Origin of the sequence: Bradyrhizobium sp. HKCCYLS2038, assembly GCF_051167655.1 — a bacterium.
Lineage (GTDB): Bacteria > Pseudomonadota > Alphaproteobacteria > Rhizobiales > Xanthobacteraceae > Bradyrhizobium.
The window spans coordinates 44,738-58,841 of record NZ_JBNPTM010000010.1 but is presented as its reverse complement, the minus strand read 5'-3'; the positions used below and the strand labels follow the sequence as shown (position 1 = coordinate 58,841).

Genomic DNA, 14,104 nt, shown 5'->3' with positions numbered 1-14,104 from the left:
CACTCGCCAGAGCGGAAGCTCGGTCAGTCCAAGTGTGACCGCTCAGCCAAGCCAATGGACGACGACGATGCTGATAGCGAGCAGAAGCAGCAAGGACAGACTGACAGCAGCAGCTGCTCTCACTCCTACGTTTGCAAGTACTCGGACGTCAACGTCGAGGCCAAGAGCAGCCATCGACACGACCGTGAGGAAACCGGAAGTCGCGGTGAGCCAACCGACGAAGGCTGCAGGCACCAGCTCGATAGAGCGCGCCGTTGCTAGCGCCAGGAAGCCAAGGATGAACCAAGGCACGAGGCGGACGAAACCGATGCTGGTTCTGCGGTTTCCCTCGTCGTCAAATCGTGAGGCGAACAATGAAAGGATCAAGACAACCGGTCCAAGCATCAGAACGCGCATCAGTTTAACGAGCGTACCGATCTGGGCGCTAACGAGCCCGGCCGGCAGGGTTGCGGCGAGCACTTGCGGCACAGCGTAAACGGTAAGGCCCGCAAGGATGCCGTATTGTTTAGCTGACAATTGGAGAAGCGGAATCAGCAGCGGCAGACCGAGTACCGTCAACACACCAAGAATGGCGGTGAAGGAGATCGATGAGGCGATGTCGTCACCGTCGGCGGAAATGATGGGCGCGACGGCGGCAATTGCCGAATTGCCGCAAATTGAGTTGCCGCAGGCGATAAGGATCGAAAGCCGTGTAGGCAGACCCAGCAGCCGACATAGCCCGAAGCTCAGGCAAAGAGCGATAACGACTACTGCGGCAATTGCGGCGAGCAACTCGCCCCCCGACGATGCGATTGCAGAGAGGCTTATGGAGGCGCCGAGCAGCATCACCGCAATCTCAAGTAGCCGCTTCGCGCAAAAGGCGATACCGGCCTGCCAACACTCGGAAGGCTTCCAGAAACTGCGTACAGCCATACCTAGCAGAATCGCGAGCACAAGCGCCTCCACATACGGGTGCGCGAACAAACGTCGTTCGAGGAACTCAAGGCCAATCGAGACGATGCATACGGCGAGGCAAAGCAGAAGGCCAGGAATCAAGCTTGCATGACGCCTCAAACGCGCCCTGGCACTGCGGCCGGCCACCGACTGCTGATCAGATGACACGAACTTCTCCTCAAGGAGAAGATTCTTATGCATCGTTCTGCTCAATCGCATAGTATCTTTTTTGTCTAGGCCGATAGAGGAAAGTTATGTCCTTGAACCTCCATCTTCTGCGTCTATTCGCCACCGTGGCGCGGACGGGAAGTTTTTCGCGCGCCGCCGAAACCTTGCATATCAGCCAACCATCGATCTCGAAGGGCGTGCGCGATTTCGAGCTTCAAGTGGGCTGCCGATTGCTCGACCGTACACCAAAAGGCGTGCGACTCACCCGTGAGGGCCAAGCGCTTGCTCGGCATGCCGACCAGATGTTTTCAGTCGAGCGTGCAGCAGAGGAGGAGCTGCAGTCGCTACGCAGCCTCGATAGTGGATCACTTCGCATCGGCGCTTCTACAACAATCGCGACGTACATGATCTCGGAACACCTCGGGCTATTTCACCGAACGTATCCGGGAATTGATCTTCACCTCCTGATCGCCAACACGCGCGATGTCGCCGACCTCATGCTCGCGCATGACATCGAGATCGCGCTGGTTGAAGGCCCGGTTGAGGATACTGTACTTGATAAACGTGCCTGGCGCACCGACGTAATGAGCCTGATCGTTGAACCCCAACATCGCTTTGCGAAAGTCGAGCACAGCATTCGAGCAGCCGAGCTTAGGCACGAAGTTCTGATCGTGCGCGAGCCTGGCTCTGGAAGTCGGGAGGTGGTGAGTCAGGCGCTCGCTTCAACAGGGATCGAGCCCAGGCGGACACTCGAGATCGGCAGCACTGAGGCAATCAAGCATGCAGTCGCTGCCGGTCTCGGCGTTGCTATTGTTTCCAGGGCAACAGTCTCCGATCAACTTAATCTTGGCCGGCTCAAGATTGTACCAATGATCGACCTCTCCATCCAACGCACCCTTTGGCAGTTGAAGACGCCCGGACGTATCGAGGTCCCGGCTGCAGCAGCGTTCGAACAGATTCTAGGTTGAGTGAAGCCACAACAGGCCGTTAGGATGAGCACTCTCCACTCATCCGAGGGTGGGGCCCACGACCTTGATCAGGCCCGACGACTGTGCACCCCCCGTCGACCGCAGTATCCGTGGCCGCGATAAAAAAGCCCGCGAGATCAGAACACGCGAACAGCACGATGTTCGCTACCTCATGCCCTCGCCCGACGCGCCCTAGCGGATGAACGTCGCGGAAAGGGTAGTTGCGGCTCCGAGCGGCGCGCCCTGGATCAGGAGATCTCGCGTCCTGAGTGTCAGCTTTCTCTCGCTGACGTGGATCATGGAGGCGATAACGTCCCCAAGCTTGATATAGTCCATAAGCCGCTCTAACGTCGGTCAACAGCTACCCCGTAATGAGCGGGAACGACACCCGGGCGCTTGAGAGCGGTGCCAGGGCACAGGGGGCCTCTAGCCCGAAGGCTCGGCGTGGTTCGCTGCGTTCATTCCTCCTTGTAGCCGTACTCCTGATTGTTACCGCTTGCGTTATAGTACTTGTAAGGCAGGAACTTGCCCGACATCACGATCTTGACGCGGTCTCCCTTTGGATTCGGCAGCCGCTCCATCACCATGTCGAAGTCGATGGCAGACATGATGCCATCTCCAAACTCCTCCTCGATGAGTGCCTTCCAGGCCGGCCCGTTCACCATCACAAGCTCGTACAGCCGATAGATCAGCGGATCAGTTGGCGGCATGGTAACCTCCTCCCCTCGCATGGGCACTTCGTTCAGCATTGACTGCTCGGTACTGGAAAGGCCGAACAAGCGTGCGGCATTCGCAGCTTGCGGCTTTGTCAACTTCATCTGCCCAAGGATGGCGCCTACGATGAGGACTTCGGAGTGCCCCCCGATCTCGTCGCATATGTGCCTCCAGCTCAAATGCTTCTCACGTTTTATGTCGAGCAGCTTCTCAGTCAGGTCTCGGCGTTTCATTGAAGACCCCTCCAAATCTTTCATCTGTGCCTCAGCAACGACTATGCCAACTTGATCGCCTCGGCATCTGAGCGACGATCACAGCGCGTGCCATGGATGGCCGCAGGCCGCAACGCGGCTCGGACCGGCATGAAGGAGCCGAACGTCTCCCAGTGCTCGATCGGGCGTTTCGCTTGGAACGCGTGTTTCAACACGAAACATTTTGAACTCGAATACTCTTGCCTTGCGCCGTACTTACTTTCATTCGCCGAATGCGTGAAGCGAAGCGTTTTGAGTGTCCCGCATGACGCCAGGCGCGCCCGTGGGGCGGCGGCGAATGCCGTGTCGCTGGCGTACGGCTTGGGACTGTTAGTTCTGTGATCCGATGTGGCTCGGCGGGCTGACAGACGAGCAATTCGGCCAAGGAAGATCCCTCTGCGGGATGAGGACCTGCGCGCAGCTAGGCGCGCATCGCCGTCAGGGACCCTCGCGGCGTACTCATCGGGTCAACGTATCGGGTGCGCTCGGAAAACTGTTCGATGGCAAACAGCCTGCGACGTTTCATCCCACCGTCTTGATCGAAAATGCTCCGTCGCCCCCCCGGTTGGGGCGACGGAGCAGTGGATCCGGTCCCGGCCTGGTAACCGGATCAGGGAGCCGGTTCGCCTTGGAGAGCGCGCGTGGTTTGATCGAACTCATATTAGCAGTGCTCCCTGGGCTGCTTAGTCTCCCGGTAGTGCAACTACCCTGCCAAAGTGAAACTCAGTCGGCTAATGGCATAAGGACATCTGCGGAATTCAATCCGCGCTTCCAACGCGACAAATGCACCACGTCAGCGCGTCGGCTGGGCGCTTCAGTCCAGCAAAGCTCCGAAGTTGTACGTGGCTCTAACCGTTATATGGAAACCGACCGCTCAAATCCTCACAAAGCGGACGTTTCAATTTGAAACTGCGATTGAAACAGTAGAATTTACATGGCTCTTCTCACTTCACCTTTGCTCGAGCGACGCCGACGCCTTTCAGGCTCCATGCTTCACACAGTCTTATCGAATGTATGGAAACGTTAGCAACCTTCACCAACATCAGAGCGGACGAAAACTATGCTTTTCAATTTGAAGATTGGCGGCCGCATCATAGTTCTGATCGTGATCAGCGTTATTGGCCTGATCGTCGTCGGCGTCATCGGAGTGCTATCGACGTCAGCCACGCAACGGATGCTGTCTCGCACCGAACGCGATGCGCTGAAGCCGATCCAGCAAATTTCACAGCTGAACGAATCTATGCAAGAGACATTCCGCCAGGTTCTCATGGCGGTTCAGCACAACCCCGTTCTTCCGGCCTCCAAGCGCCATGACCATCCGGCGTCTTTGCATACTGACGCTCTGGAAAATGCGATCAAAACAATGAACCAGTCACTTCGCGAATATCGGCAGTCGGACGCGGGTACGCGGTTCACCGATATCGCATCGCGCGTTGAGGTTAGCGCAGCAAAGATGATTGAAGAAGGCCTCAAACCGATTGCACAGAAAATCCTAGCGGGCGAATACGATCAAGCCGGGATTGATCTTACAACGCAGGTTCTCCCCCTCTTCAACGAGGTGAAGAAGGGCGCCGAAAAGTTGCTCGAACTACACCGGGAAACGGCAAGGGAAATCGAGCGGTCCGCAGAGGAGCAGTACGCTCTAGTTTTTCGAGTTCTGATGATCAGCAGTTCTCTGGCGTTCGTCATCATGGTCGGTGGCGCTATCTTCATTGCCAGGTCGATTACCCGTCCGCTTGGCTCGCTTACGGCAACGATGACGGTCCTCGCGACCGGCGATCATTCCGCGCCGGTGCACGGTCCAGATCGCAAGGATGAGATCGGCGAGATGGCCAGAGCCGTTCAGTTCTTCAAGGACAACATGATTGAGGCGGAACGTCTTCGCAGGGAGCGGGCGGATGCCGACGGCGCGGAACGTCAGCGACGTCGAGCGGAAATGCAAGAGCTTGCGAAGCGCTTCGAGGCCGAAATCGGTGAAATCGTCAATGCCGTCTCTTCGGCCTCCGGTGAGCTTGAGGTGGCCGCTCGTGGGCTATCGAACACCGCCGAGAGCACACAACATTTGTCTGCGATCGTTTCGCAGGCCTCCAACGAATCATCAACGAACGTTGGGTCGGTTGCTGCGGCGAGCGAAGAACTGGCTGCCTCGGTCAACGAGATAAGCCGTCGTGTGCAGGAATCCGCCGCGATCGCGTCTGTTGCGGTCGATCAGGCTCAGAACACGAATGAGCAGGTCCATGCTCTGTCTCACGCCGCGACCCGCATCGGCGATGTGGTCGAGTTGATCAATACGATCGCTGGCCAAACCAATCTGTTGGCCTTGAACGCCACGATCGAAGCCGCACGCGCGGGTGACGCAGGACGCGGATTCGCGGTTGTGGCAACCGAGGTCAAGGCGTTAGCTGAACAGACCGCTAGGGCCACGGGCGAGATCAGCCAGCAGATCGGCAGTATCCAGGCGACGACTCGCGGTTCCGTTCTTGCCATTCAGGAGATAAGCACCACCATCGGCCGCATATCGGAGATAGCCACGGCAATCGCGACGGCCGTTGAGGAGCAGGAGGCCGTTACGCAAGAGGTCTCGCGCAACGTTCATCTGGCGGCGCAAGGAACGCTACAGGTCGCGTCGAACATCGGCGATGTGCAGCGCGGTGCCAACGAGACCGGGTCCGCCTCCTCGCAAGTACTTCTTTCGGCCCGCGCATTGTCCGACCAGAGCATTCGCCTGAAGTCCGGAGTTGGTACATTTTTGGATTCAGTTCGCGCGGCCTGACATCGCGGCAAAACTCCAGCACCGGCGCGATGTGCGCCGGTGAGGATGGCTCGATTCAACGATCGATCATTCGTCGCCAACGATTCTACTGAGACGTTCGTCCGTTCGTTGAGCAACAGTACTCGCTGATTTTCGGCCCTCCGCTGGGCCAACCAACTGCGAATATCTTCGCAGCGGCGATAGGCTTAACTGCCTTCGTGCCATCCTTGCCGGATTGCTCGAGGAAGGCCGTCAGATCCTTGCCTCCTGCTCCTAGCGGGAGTCGGTATCGTTGTTCTGCAAATCCGGGTTTTGGTACTCCTCGATGCACCGTGGTATCCCGAGCGGCGATCACTTCGCCGCCACATGCATGTGAAGCTCAAAATTAGTCAGCCAAAAGGCACAAACCGATAGGCGGTGCCTTCGGCCTTCGCGATACCGTCTCCAGGATGCGGAAGGTGGAAGCCAACTATCCTTACCTTGTCGTTTGCTATCCTGTCGAGCAGACGCTTGCGGGTCTCTACCGCCATCGTCGGGTCATGATCTGTACCGCCATGCCAGTGAGGATTAGTGAACGATATCGTGCTCGACAGCACGTCGCCTGCGACAAGCACGGGATCGGAGCCGTGGTGAAGCAAAAACGAGGTGTGTCCGGGGGTATGTCCCGGCGTCTCGATCGCCTCGATGCCTGGTAGGATTTCAGCACCCGCCTTAAACAACTTCAGCCGGTCGCTTATCAAAGGAAGCCGTTTTTGGGCGCCTACGACAAATGCCTTACGATCTTCCGGAGCTTTTCCCAGCGTGTCGGGATCCAGCCAGTAGTTCCATTCCACCTCGTTCATTCTGTACGTGGCGGCCGGAAATATAAGCTCATCAAATTCATCGGTCAAACCCCACAAGTGATCCGGGTGACCATGAGTAAACACCACATCCGTGATACTGACGGGATCAATACCCGACTCCTGAAGATTGCCAAGAAGCTTGCCCGCACTTCTCATGAAATGGGCGCCGGATCCAACATCAAATAGGACAATTCGCTGTCCGGCGCGGAGTAGCGTAACGTTACAATCCGGCTTGAGCGTATCAAGAGAAAGTTTGTTCGCTGCCAGTACCGCCGACCGTTCGGCTTCCGGAACGTTCGGGAAGCTGAAGGCTGCAGGCAACTCCAGGTAGCCGTCACTTATGACCGCAAGATCTGACGCGCCCAATGCGAAGCGCTTGAACGCTTGCGAAGAGGACGGCCATGCAGCCAATGCTGCAACGGCGCCGACGACTAACCGGCCGGCCTCGCGACGCGTCAGGCAATACGGCATCTCAGATCTTCGGTTAAATGTCATGATGTCTTCGTCCTTCCGCTCGCCAGCATGCTCGACCCCGAAGTCGCTGCGGGTCCGTTGTAACCGGCGACGGTACATGTTGAAGAATTTCTCGGCCGGCGACGGCGTCCTGTACTCCTGCCGACATGGTCGCTTCTTCAAAGATGGCAACAGCCGGCAGGAAACGTCGGGTCATCATTTAGCGCGATCACGGGTTGTCTATTGGTCCGGGTTACGCTCACTCGACCTTAGGTCCTGATTTCCCATCAGGGGTCACGTCAATCGAGATTGCCTTGCCAGTGACCTTGGGAACGCCACGGCAGTTTTTCATGCAGGGGTCCTTATTCCAGAACTTTTTTTCCGAGTTTTCACGATCATCTTCGAAGAACGCGGATGCGTTCGGCAATTTTATCGAGTTGAAGTTCTTGTCGCTGAGCTCGAAATTTTCGTCCTTTATGATGTCATTGAGGTTGAGAAGATAGGCCACCAGCGCGTAAGCTTCGTCGTCGGTCAACGAACGCGCGTTTCCATATGGCATCGCCCGCTTGATGTAATCGTAGACGGTCGAGAGATCCGGCCAGAACGAGCCTATGGTCTTTTCCGGGCGATCTGCTTTCAGAGAACCGTCCCCACCGGCGAGCACAGGCCAGCGACCGGCACCCTCACCAAACTCGCCATGGCAAGATGCACAGCGCTCCTGGTAGAGTTCATCGCCCTGCTTCACCGTGCCGCGACCCACCGGCAACCCCTTGCCATCGGGCCGCACATCGTTGTCCCAGGCCGCGACTTCTTCCGGAAGAGCTTGCCGCCCCAACCCCATCTTGCTGGCAGGGTTCGCCGCGGCAGCAGCGCTGCGAGGACTTTCCGCCGAACTTGAGTTGAATACGCCGCTGACCGATACGACGAGAAGAAGGCCCGCAGAGAGCAGCTTAGACCAGCTCGACATTCTCGGTCTCTCCGTTGCCGTGTACCAGCCAGGTCTGGATGCCGTTATTGTGGTAGATTGAATTGACGCCGCGTATTTTCCGGAGTTCATCCTTACTTGGCTGCACGTACCCGGTCGAATCTATGGCACGCGATTGCACCATCAGCTCTTCACCATTCCATTCAAAGTCGACGTAGAATCGCGTCAAGGACTTGTCGAACACCGGGCCGTCGATGCGCGCCGTCTGCCAATTGCGGCCTCCATCAACGGATACGTCTACCCGTTTGATCGGGCCGCGCCCTGACCAAGCGAGTCCGCTCAGAACGTTACGCCCCCTGAATCTGAGCGGAGCCTGCGGCGATGGATTCGTCACCACCGACTTGGCATCCATAATAAAGGTATGTTTACGTGATCGCCCATCGGCCAGCAGGTCGGTATACTTCGATGTCTCTTCGCGCGTCTGCCAGGGCTGGTCTCCGACCTCGATGCGGCGCAACCATTTCACCCAAAGGTTTCCTTCCCAACCCGGGATCACCGCCCGTAACGGGTAGCCTTGTTCGGGGCGGAGCGCCTCACCGTTCATTCCGAACGCTATGAGCACATCACTCAACGCCTTTTCGATCGGGAGTGATCGATTCATACCCGAAGCATCGCTACCCTCGAGCATCAGCCATTTGGCGTTGGGCCGCAGGCCGGCTTCATCGAGTATCACTTTCAGCGGAACACCCGTGTACATCACGTTGTGGACCATTCCGTGTGTGAACTGACAGCCATTCAACTGAGCGCCGCGCCATTCCATTCCCGAATTGGCCGCACATTCAAGGAAGTATATCCGGTTCGTGCGGGGCATCCGCTTGATGTCGTCCATCGTGAACACCAACGGCTTTTCGACGAGTCCGTTAATCATCAGGCGGTGTTTGGCCGGATCGATCTCGGCAATTCCCCCGTGATGTCGTTCGAAGCACAGCCCCGATGGAGTAATGATTCCGTCCATTTCATGGAGGGGCGTGAAGTTCACCGACGATTCGGCAGACGCCGTTAACCACGAGACATCGCGCCTGATCACGTTCTTCTCGAACTTCGACGGCGATCCGTAGGGACGCTTATCTACACCGTCGCCCAGATGGCGCTGCCAGTCCTGCACTTCCGTGATGAGCGGATCGGGCTTGGCGGCGGCTTCCGCCGCCGCATTCCGCGGCACTGCAATCCCAGCTCCGGCAACTCCGGCAGCGGACAAGAAGCTGCGGCGATTGACGAGATTTCGCAATAGCTTCTCATTCATGGAGCTTCACCTTTCTTCATCGCAGGATTTTGCCGGCTCAGGCCCCAATGACGCGTACGGCTGAACTGGGGGACATGTTGATCGCCTTTGCTTTCGAGACGTGCGAGGCGAGTACATCCCAGATTGGCGGCCCTTGCGTGCCTTCATTGATGCTGGCCCAGCCGGCCACCGAATACGTCCTGGCCGCGTCGACCGGCTGCCCGGTCTTCAGGTACGTCATCTGCGAGATCCGCGATCCCATCGGCTTGGAAATATCGATCGCGTAACCAACCCCTCCAATGCGAACCATGTCGCCGCCTCCCTGAAAGTACGGATCAGGATGGAAGATGTTGTCCGCGATATCCTCGAGCGCGTCCTTCAGCTGCAGGCCGGTCATCTGGCTTCGATAGCAGTTTGGATAAGTGATTGCGGTTGCATTGGTAATGTGCTCCCATGTAATCGTTTCACCCGGAAGCAACGTTCCACCCCACCTGAAGCCTGGCGACAGCGCAATTTCCGCATCGCGCTCAGAAATCATCGCTTCACAGATCAAGTCGTCAAACGTCCCATTGAAATTTCCTCTCCGATAAAGCAACGACTCGGTTTTCCCGATCGGGCGGGCCAATTCCTTCGCGAACGGGGCACGGATATTCTCGACCAGGGACGCCATCATCGGATCGGGCTTGATCGCGTCAGAAAACACCGGCATCAACTTGAAGCGAACGCCGGCAACCTTTCTGTCTTTGATGTCGACGTCGAGCCGTGACACAAACTTGCCGTGTGAGCCCGCCGCGACCAGAACCGTATTTCCCACCCGCAGCAACCCCGGCATCGCGTCATGGGTGTGAGCAGTTAGAATGACATCCAGACCCTTCACGCGTCCGGCAAGCTTCCGATCGACGTCGAATCCGTTATGAGACAGTAGCACGACGACGGACGCGCCAGCCCCGCGCGCCTCCTCCACCTGCTTTTGCAGTTCTTCCTCGCGAATTCCAAATTCCCATTTGGGAAACATCCATCGCGGATTTGCCACTGCAGTTCTCGGCAATGCCTGCCCAATCACTGCAACCTTAACTCCGCCGCGTTCGAACATCTTGCGCGCTTCGAAAACGGGCTCTTGCCATTCACTATCGCGGACGTTCTGCGCCAAAAACGCGAAAGGAGCCTTCTTCGCGATCTCCATTACGCGTTCAGCGCCGTAGGTGAACTCCCAATGCCCGACCATGGCGTCGACGCGAAGCGCCGAAAGCACGTCGACCATGTCCTGCGCCTTGGTCTGTAGCGAGGTCCAACTACCCTGCCAGCTATCTCCGCCGTCGAGCAGCAACACGTTGTTCTCGCCGCGCTCGGCCCTCACCGCCGCGATCAGCGACGCGACGCGATCCATGCCGCCCATACGCCCGTAGTTTCTGGCGAGCGAGACGAAATCGTCCGACGTCAATGCAAACGCATCGGGAGACCCAGCCGCAATCTTGAAATACTTCTGGAATTCAGCGTCCGTGATGTGTGGCGGTTGCCCTCTGGCCTCACCTACGCCGAGATTGACGGACGGTTCGCGGAACTGCAGCGGCATCAGCTGCGCGTGCGTGTCCGCGACATAGAGGATCGTCAGCGTACCAAGCGCATCGAAGCGAAGGATGTCCGCCTGCGTCAGACGCTGCTGAGCTGCGACTTTGCCGACTGAACCGACGCCGCCACCAATCAGCATGGCGGAAGCGGCCGCAGTCGCCTGAAGGAATTCGCGTTTCGATATCATGCTTGCTTCGTACCTCGGTAGCCACGAAGGATGATTACGTGAAGACCAATGACGGATGTGCCGAGCAGCCGCCCCATCAGATACCTTCGCTTCATCGAGCGCTCCGCCCCCTATTCCCCTCAGGCAACGGAGCAATCCGCATGCCAACGCGATCGCTGCCGGCTCGGGCCTCGCGGTGAGCGGTTACGGGAAGAGACTGCGCCAGCCTCATCCCGCCAGCGCGCGCTTTCGATCCCGCTAACAAGGGGGAACAGGCGAGCAGCGGTCTCGCGCCGCAGGGCACATCGACGCAGTTTGTGGCTACCCCCATTCCGAAAACAGGATCTTCGCCTCGTTTCACCTGGAACGACGAATTTCAAGCTGAAACACGGAACACTGAACCACACCTGTCGCCCCTGGCGATTCTAAACGAACCCGACGCTTGAAACACCTGCCGGCGGCTCCGGCGTTTCTCGACCCACAGTTACGGAGAGCGAGACGGCCGCTCTCCATGCAGGCGAGAAGGCCCCTTAAATTTTTCGTCCACTTTGGCGAAAGAATAAAGCTCGTGGTGTTCTTTCAGTGTGAGGACAACGACCTCAGGGTGCACGATTTGATGGGCTCTCAACCTTCTCAGCCAACTTTCCGAGCAGCCCCCAGAAAGCCGCGTCATCGATATAGCCGGTGATGCGCCCAACCTCGCGACCACGGTCAACCACAACAAACGTCGGCGTATATCTCACAGGTCGTTGCAGAACGATATTGCCCTGGCTGGGGTCGTAAATTCTTATGCGCCGCAGAGGCATCAACCGAGCTTCTTCGGTCTTCTCATAGATCTTGCCGATATCCTCAACCCATCGGCGACACCAGGGACACCCCTCCTGCTCGAACATGACAAGTTCAGCCGCGCGAGCGACGTCACAAGCCGGGAGGCCGGCCAGCAATAGCGTTCCCCACAAGAACAGTATTTTCTTGCAACTGCCAAATATCATCGGTCACACATACTCCAATTCGGACGTGAGTTGAATAAACGTGCTTCGCCGGTCATGTTTCCGGTGCGTCGCGGTCCGAAGACGGCAACAGCGTCAATCATTACGGAGTACGCTGGCGTCAGGTCTTGCCCCTATCAGTCGAGAGCACCCGACCCGAACCTGGATTTCAGCGTATTTCTGCTGCCGCTCCTTCGGATAGCCTTTGTGCTCGTCGAGATGGGCGCCAGCTCCTTCTGCGAGGCCGGGCGCAGGCGCTCTCGCACGAGCCGACCTTCGGCACGATAGAACGCCAGCCCTCCGGAATAGCTTCGGAACTCGGCGTTGCGGTAGCCTCGGCGGCGACGGAGCCGGTAGAAGCCGCGGTCTGCACCGGCGCGATTCTCGGATCCCCCTATTTCGGCTTCTTCTCGTTCTCTTCGTCAGCAACTGATCGACCTCTTCCGACTCTTTCGGCTTATCCCGCGGCAATACGGCTTTGTTGACCTCGGCCTTCCGCCTGACGAATTGTGGTGATTCCACGGAACAATCGGTGTCCGGGCCAGGCGGCAAGTCTGCCCCCCCCGTTGCAACGACGCCAGTTCGAGGCCAACTTCGATTGCCGACGCACCGATGGCGTCATCTGCCTCTTCGGTCTTGAGTTGAAGCGCAAGCGCGATTGATGCGGCAGAACGCCGGAGCCGCCGCAAACGCTTTTGCTCGCCGATCTCCGTCACGAGGTTTTTCCTGCGCCGCTTGCGCTCCGCCCTGCGGCCGAAACACCTTCAATCGCCACCGGCATGATCCCGGACTAGCCGCCGATCCGCAGAATCTCGAGAACTCCGACCAGTACGCTATGGGGCACGGCCCGGTCGTGCGCGCAGAAGGATGTGGCATGGCAAATTAGGCCACGTGAACGACGTTAAAAGCCACAAGGCCGATAGTTCGCGTCCAATCGCTTTATTGGTCTCGTAACCAGCAGGGTCCGCTGGTGTGTCCTGGACAAGTGGTACTTTCGTCTGAAATCACGCCAAATGCGTCAACTTCAGCCACGTCGGCCGAAGTAAGATCCGCCGAGACAAGGTTCGCTCCCCTAAGACTGGAGAAGAACAGCCGAGCCGAATAGAGATCGCTCCCCCGGAGAACTGCATTGCTCAAGTCGGCACCTTCCAGGTCAGTCTGATTCAGGTGCGCACCGACAAGACTGGCGAACTTGAGGTCAGCGCCAGCCAACGAAGCCATCATAAGATGCGCCTCATCCAGCGTTGCGTTTCGCAGCCTGGCACTCCTCAGATTGGCGTCAGCCAGGATCGCGCCGCTCAAGTCTGCACCATCAAGAATGGCGTTCTGAAGATCCGCACCAGTAAGCGCCGATCCTTTGAGGTTCGCTCCAGGGAGACGTGCTCCCCGAAGGGATGCGCCGATCAGGTTGAGGCCCGACAAGTCCACTCCGGCGAGATCACAGCCCTTGCACGCGTTGGTGCTCAGAAGCTGGTCGCGGGCAGTTGCGCCTTTTTCGTCGGCCGTCACGACGCTGGTAGAGGCCAGCACGACCAGAGCACTGAACCGGCCAAGACGGCTCAAATAGGCGATCCGACTCATGTCTACCTGCCCTGGTATCCGACCGACATTGAACGACTCAATGTCTCCCCAGCTGAAACCGCGCTTGCAGCGGCTCTTCGTCAGGCATCGATATGTCAAGAATGACACGCATTTCGCCATTCACGATGCCAGGATCGCTTCCGCGCATTTCGTTCTTTGCAGCCGGAGTTAGCAAGACAACCAGCCGCTTTTCGCCGACCAAGATCGTTGCCTTTCCGGAGAATTTCTCGGTCGGAACGGCCGTGTTGCCATGATCGGTCACCCAGACATGGATGGCGCCGCCCTCCGACGTGAGCTCCAAGTGATGGTTACCTGACGCGCGGATTTGCCCGCCATGGTCGCCTACCATAGCTGCCATCTGCTCGTCGGTGTGAGCTACTGCCGAGTTTCCTGCAAGGTGGATTGAGCCAGCAACCAACGCTAGCACAACCAAGATGCGGTAAACTCGAAATTTCCCGTTTCTATCCAACGCGAACATAGAGATCTCCTCGGGCGGTGTGGATTGACTAAC

General features: G+C 57.9%; 11 protein-coding genes. 2 read left to right on the top strand and 9 right to left on the bottom strand.

Going from position 1 to position 14,104, the window contains the following annotated elements:
* Nucleotides 1–42: 42 nt before the first annotated feature.
* The gene (locus ACQR1I_RS31685) at nucleotides 43–1,134 is read right to left on the bottom strand and encodes a YeiH family protein (protein WP_434870197.1); all 1,092 of its coding nucleotides are present in this window, start codon (nucleotides 1,132–1,134) and stop codon (nucleotides 43–45) included.
* A 53-nt stretch (nucleotides 1,135–1,187) separates the two neighbouring features.
* Here ACQR1I_RS31685 and ACQR1I_RS31680 point away from each other — a divergent pair, with 53 nt between their 5' ends.
* Nucleotides 1,188–2,069 carry a LysR substrate-binding domain-containing protein gene (locus ACQR1I_RS31680; RefSeq protein ID WP_434870196.1) on the top strand — a complete coding sequence of 294 codons (882 nt, stop codon included), beginning with the start codon at nucleotides 1,188–1,190 and terminating at the stop codon, nucleotides 2,067–2,069.
* Nucleotides 2,070–2,527: 458 nt separating this feature from the next.
* Here ACQR1I_RS31680 and cynS read toward each other — a convergent pair whose 3' ends face one another.
* Nucleotides 2,528–3,016: a cyanase gene (gene cynS, locus ACQR1I_RS31675; RefSeq protein WP_434870286.1), complete on the bottom strand. Its 489-nt coding sequence runs from the start codon at nucleotides 3,014–3,016 to the stop codon at nucleotides 2,528–2,530.
* 1,078 nt (nucleotides 3,017–4,094) lie between these two features.
* On the opposite strand from cynS, the gene ACQR1I_RS31670 reads away from it, so the two are divergent.
* A complete protein-coding gene (locus ACQR1I_RS31670) occupies nucleotides 4,095–5,807 on the top strand; it encodes a methyl-accepting chemotaxis protein (protein ID WP_434870194.1) in 1,713 nt (570 codons plus the stop codon).
* A gap of 368 nt (nucleotides 5,808–6,175) precedes the next feature.
* Here ACQR1I_RS31670 and ACQR1I_RS31665 read toward each other — a convergent pair whose 3' ends face one another.
* The 7 genes from ACQR1I_RS31665 to ACQR1I_RS31635 form a co-directional block, all read right to left on the bottom strand.
* A complete protein-coding gene (locus ACQR1I_RS31665) occupies nucleotides 6,176–7,201 on the bottom strand; it encodes an MBL fold metallo-hydrolase (protein WP_434870193.1) in 1,026 nt (341 codons plus the stop codon).
* Nucleotides 7,202–7,340: 139 nt separating this feature from the next.
* Nucleotides 7,341–8,048 carry a c-type cytochrome gene (locus ACQR1I_RS31660; protein ID WP_434870192.1) on the bottom strand — a complete coding sequence of 236 codons (708 nt, stop codon included), beginning with the start codon at nucleotides 8,046–8,048 and terminating at the stop codon, nucleotides 7,341–7,343.
* Nucleotides 8,032–9,309, bottom strand: a complete 1,278-nt coding sequence (gene soxC, locus ACQR1I_RS31655; RefSeq protein ID WP_434870191.1) for a sulfite dehydrogenase — start codon at nucleotides 9,307–9,309, stop codon at nucleotides 8,032–8,034. The genes ACQR1I_RS31660 and soxC overlap by 17 nt, the downstream gene beginning before the upstream one ends.
* 37 nt (nucleotides 9,310–9,346) lie before the next feature.
* On the bottom strand, nucleotides 9,347–11,044 hold the full coding sequence (soxB, locus tag ACQR1I_RS31650; protein ID WP_434870190.1) for a thiosulfohydrolase SoxB: 1,698 nt from the start codon (nucleotides 11,042–11,044) through the stop codon (nucleotides 9,347–9,349).
* Between the two features lie 578 nt (nucleotides 11,045–11,622).
* Nucleotides 11,623–11,916 carry a hypothetical protein gene (locus ACQR1I_RS31645; RefSeq protein WP_434870189.1) on the bottom strand — a complete coding sequence of 98 codons (294 nt, stop codon included), beginning with the start codon at nucleotides 11,914–11,916 and terminating at the stop codon, nucleotides 11,623–11,625.
* Nucleotides 11,917–12,951: 1,035 nt separating this feature from the next.
* On the bottom strand, nucleotides 12,952–13,593 hold the full coding sequence (locus ACQR1I_RS31640) for a pentapeptide repeat-containing protein (RefSeq protein ID WP_434870188.1): 642 nt from the start codon (nucleotides 13,591–13,593) through the stop codon (nucleotides 12,952–12,954).
* 37 nt (nucleotides 13,594–13,630) lie between these two features.
* On the bottom strand, nucleotides 13,631–14,071 hold the full coding sequence (locus ACQR1I_RS31635; RefSeq protein ID WP_434870187.1) for a hypothetical protein: 441 nt from the start codon (nucleotides 14,069–14,071) through the stop codon (nucleotides 13,631–13,633).
* Nucleotides 14,072–14,104: the final 33 nt, after the last annotated feature.

Coding starts and splice junctions, on each gene's coding strand:
- ACQR1I_RS31685 (WP_434870197.1), bottom strand. CDS start 1,134: ATGCATAAGAATCTTCTCCTTGAGGAGAAGTTCGTGTCATCTGATCAG.
- ACQR1I_RS31680 (WP_434870196.1), top strand. CDS start 1,188: ATGTCCTTGAACCTCCATCTTCTGCGTCTATTCGCCACCGTGGCGCGG.
- cynS (WP_434870286.1), bottom strand. CDS start 3,016: ATGAAACGCCGAGACCTGACTGAGAAGCTGCTCGACATAAAACGTGAG.
- ACQR1I_RS31670 (WP_434870194.1), top strand. CDS start 4,095: ATGCTTTTCAATTTGAAGATTGGCGGCCGCATCATAGTTCTGATCGTG.
- ACQR1I_RS31665 (WP_434870193.1), bottom strand. CDS start 7,201: ATGTACCGTCGCCGGTTACAACGGACCCGCAGCGACTTCGGGGTCGAG.
- ACQR1I_RS31660 (WP_434870192.1), bottom strand. CDS start 8,048: ATGTCGAGCTGGTCTAAGCTGCTCTCTGCGGGCCTTCTTCTCGTCGTA.
- soxC (WP_434870191.1), bottom strand. CDS start 9,309: ATGAATGAGAAGCTATTGCGAAATCTCGTCAATCGCCGCAGCTTCTTG.
- soxB (WP_434870190.1), bottom strand. CDS start 11,044: ATGATATCGAAACGCGAATTCCTTCAGGCGACTGCGGCCGCTTCCGCC.
- ACQR1I_RS31645 (WP_434870189.1), bottom strand. CDS start 11,916: ATGTTCGAGCAGGAGGGGTGTCCCTGGTGTCGCCGATGGGTTGAGGAT.
- ACQR1I_RS31640 (WP_434870188.1), bottom strand. CDS start 13,593: ATGAGTCGGATCGCCTATTTGAGCCGTCTTGGCCGGTTCAGTGCTCTG.
- ACQR1I_RS31635 (WP_434870187.1), bottom strand. CDS start 14,071: ATGTTCGCGTTGGATAGAAACGGGAAATTTCGAGTTTACCGCATCTTG.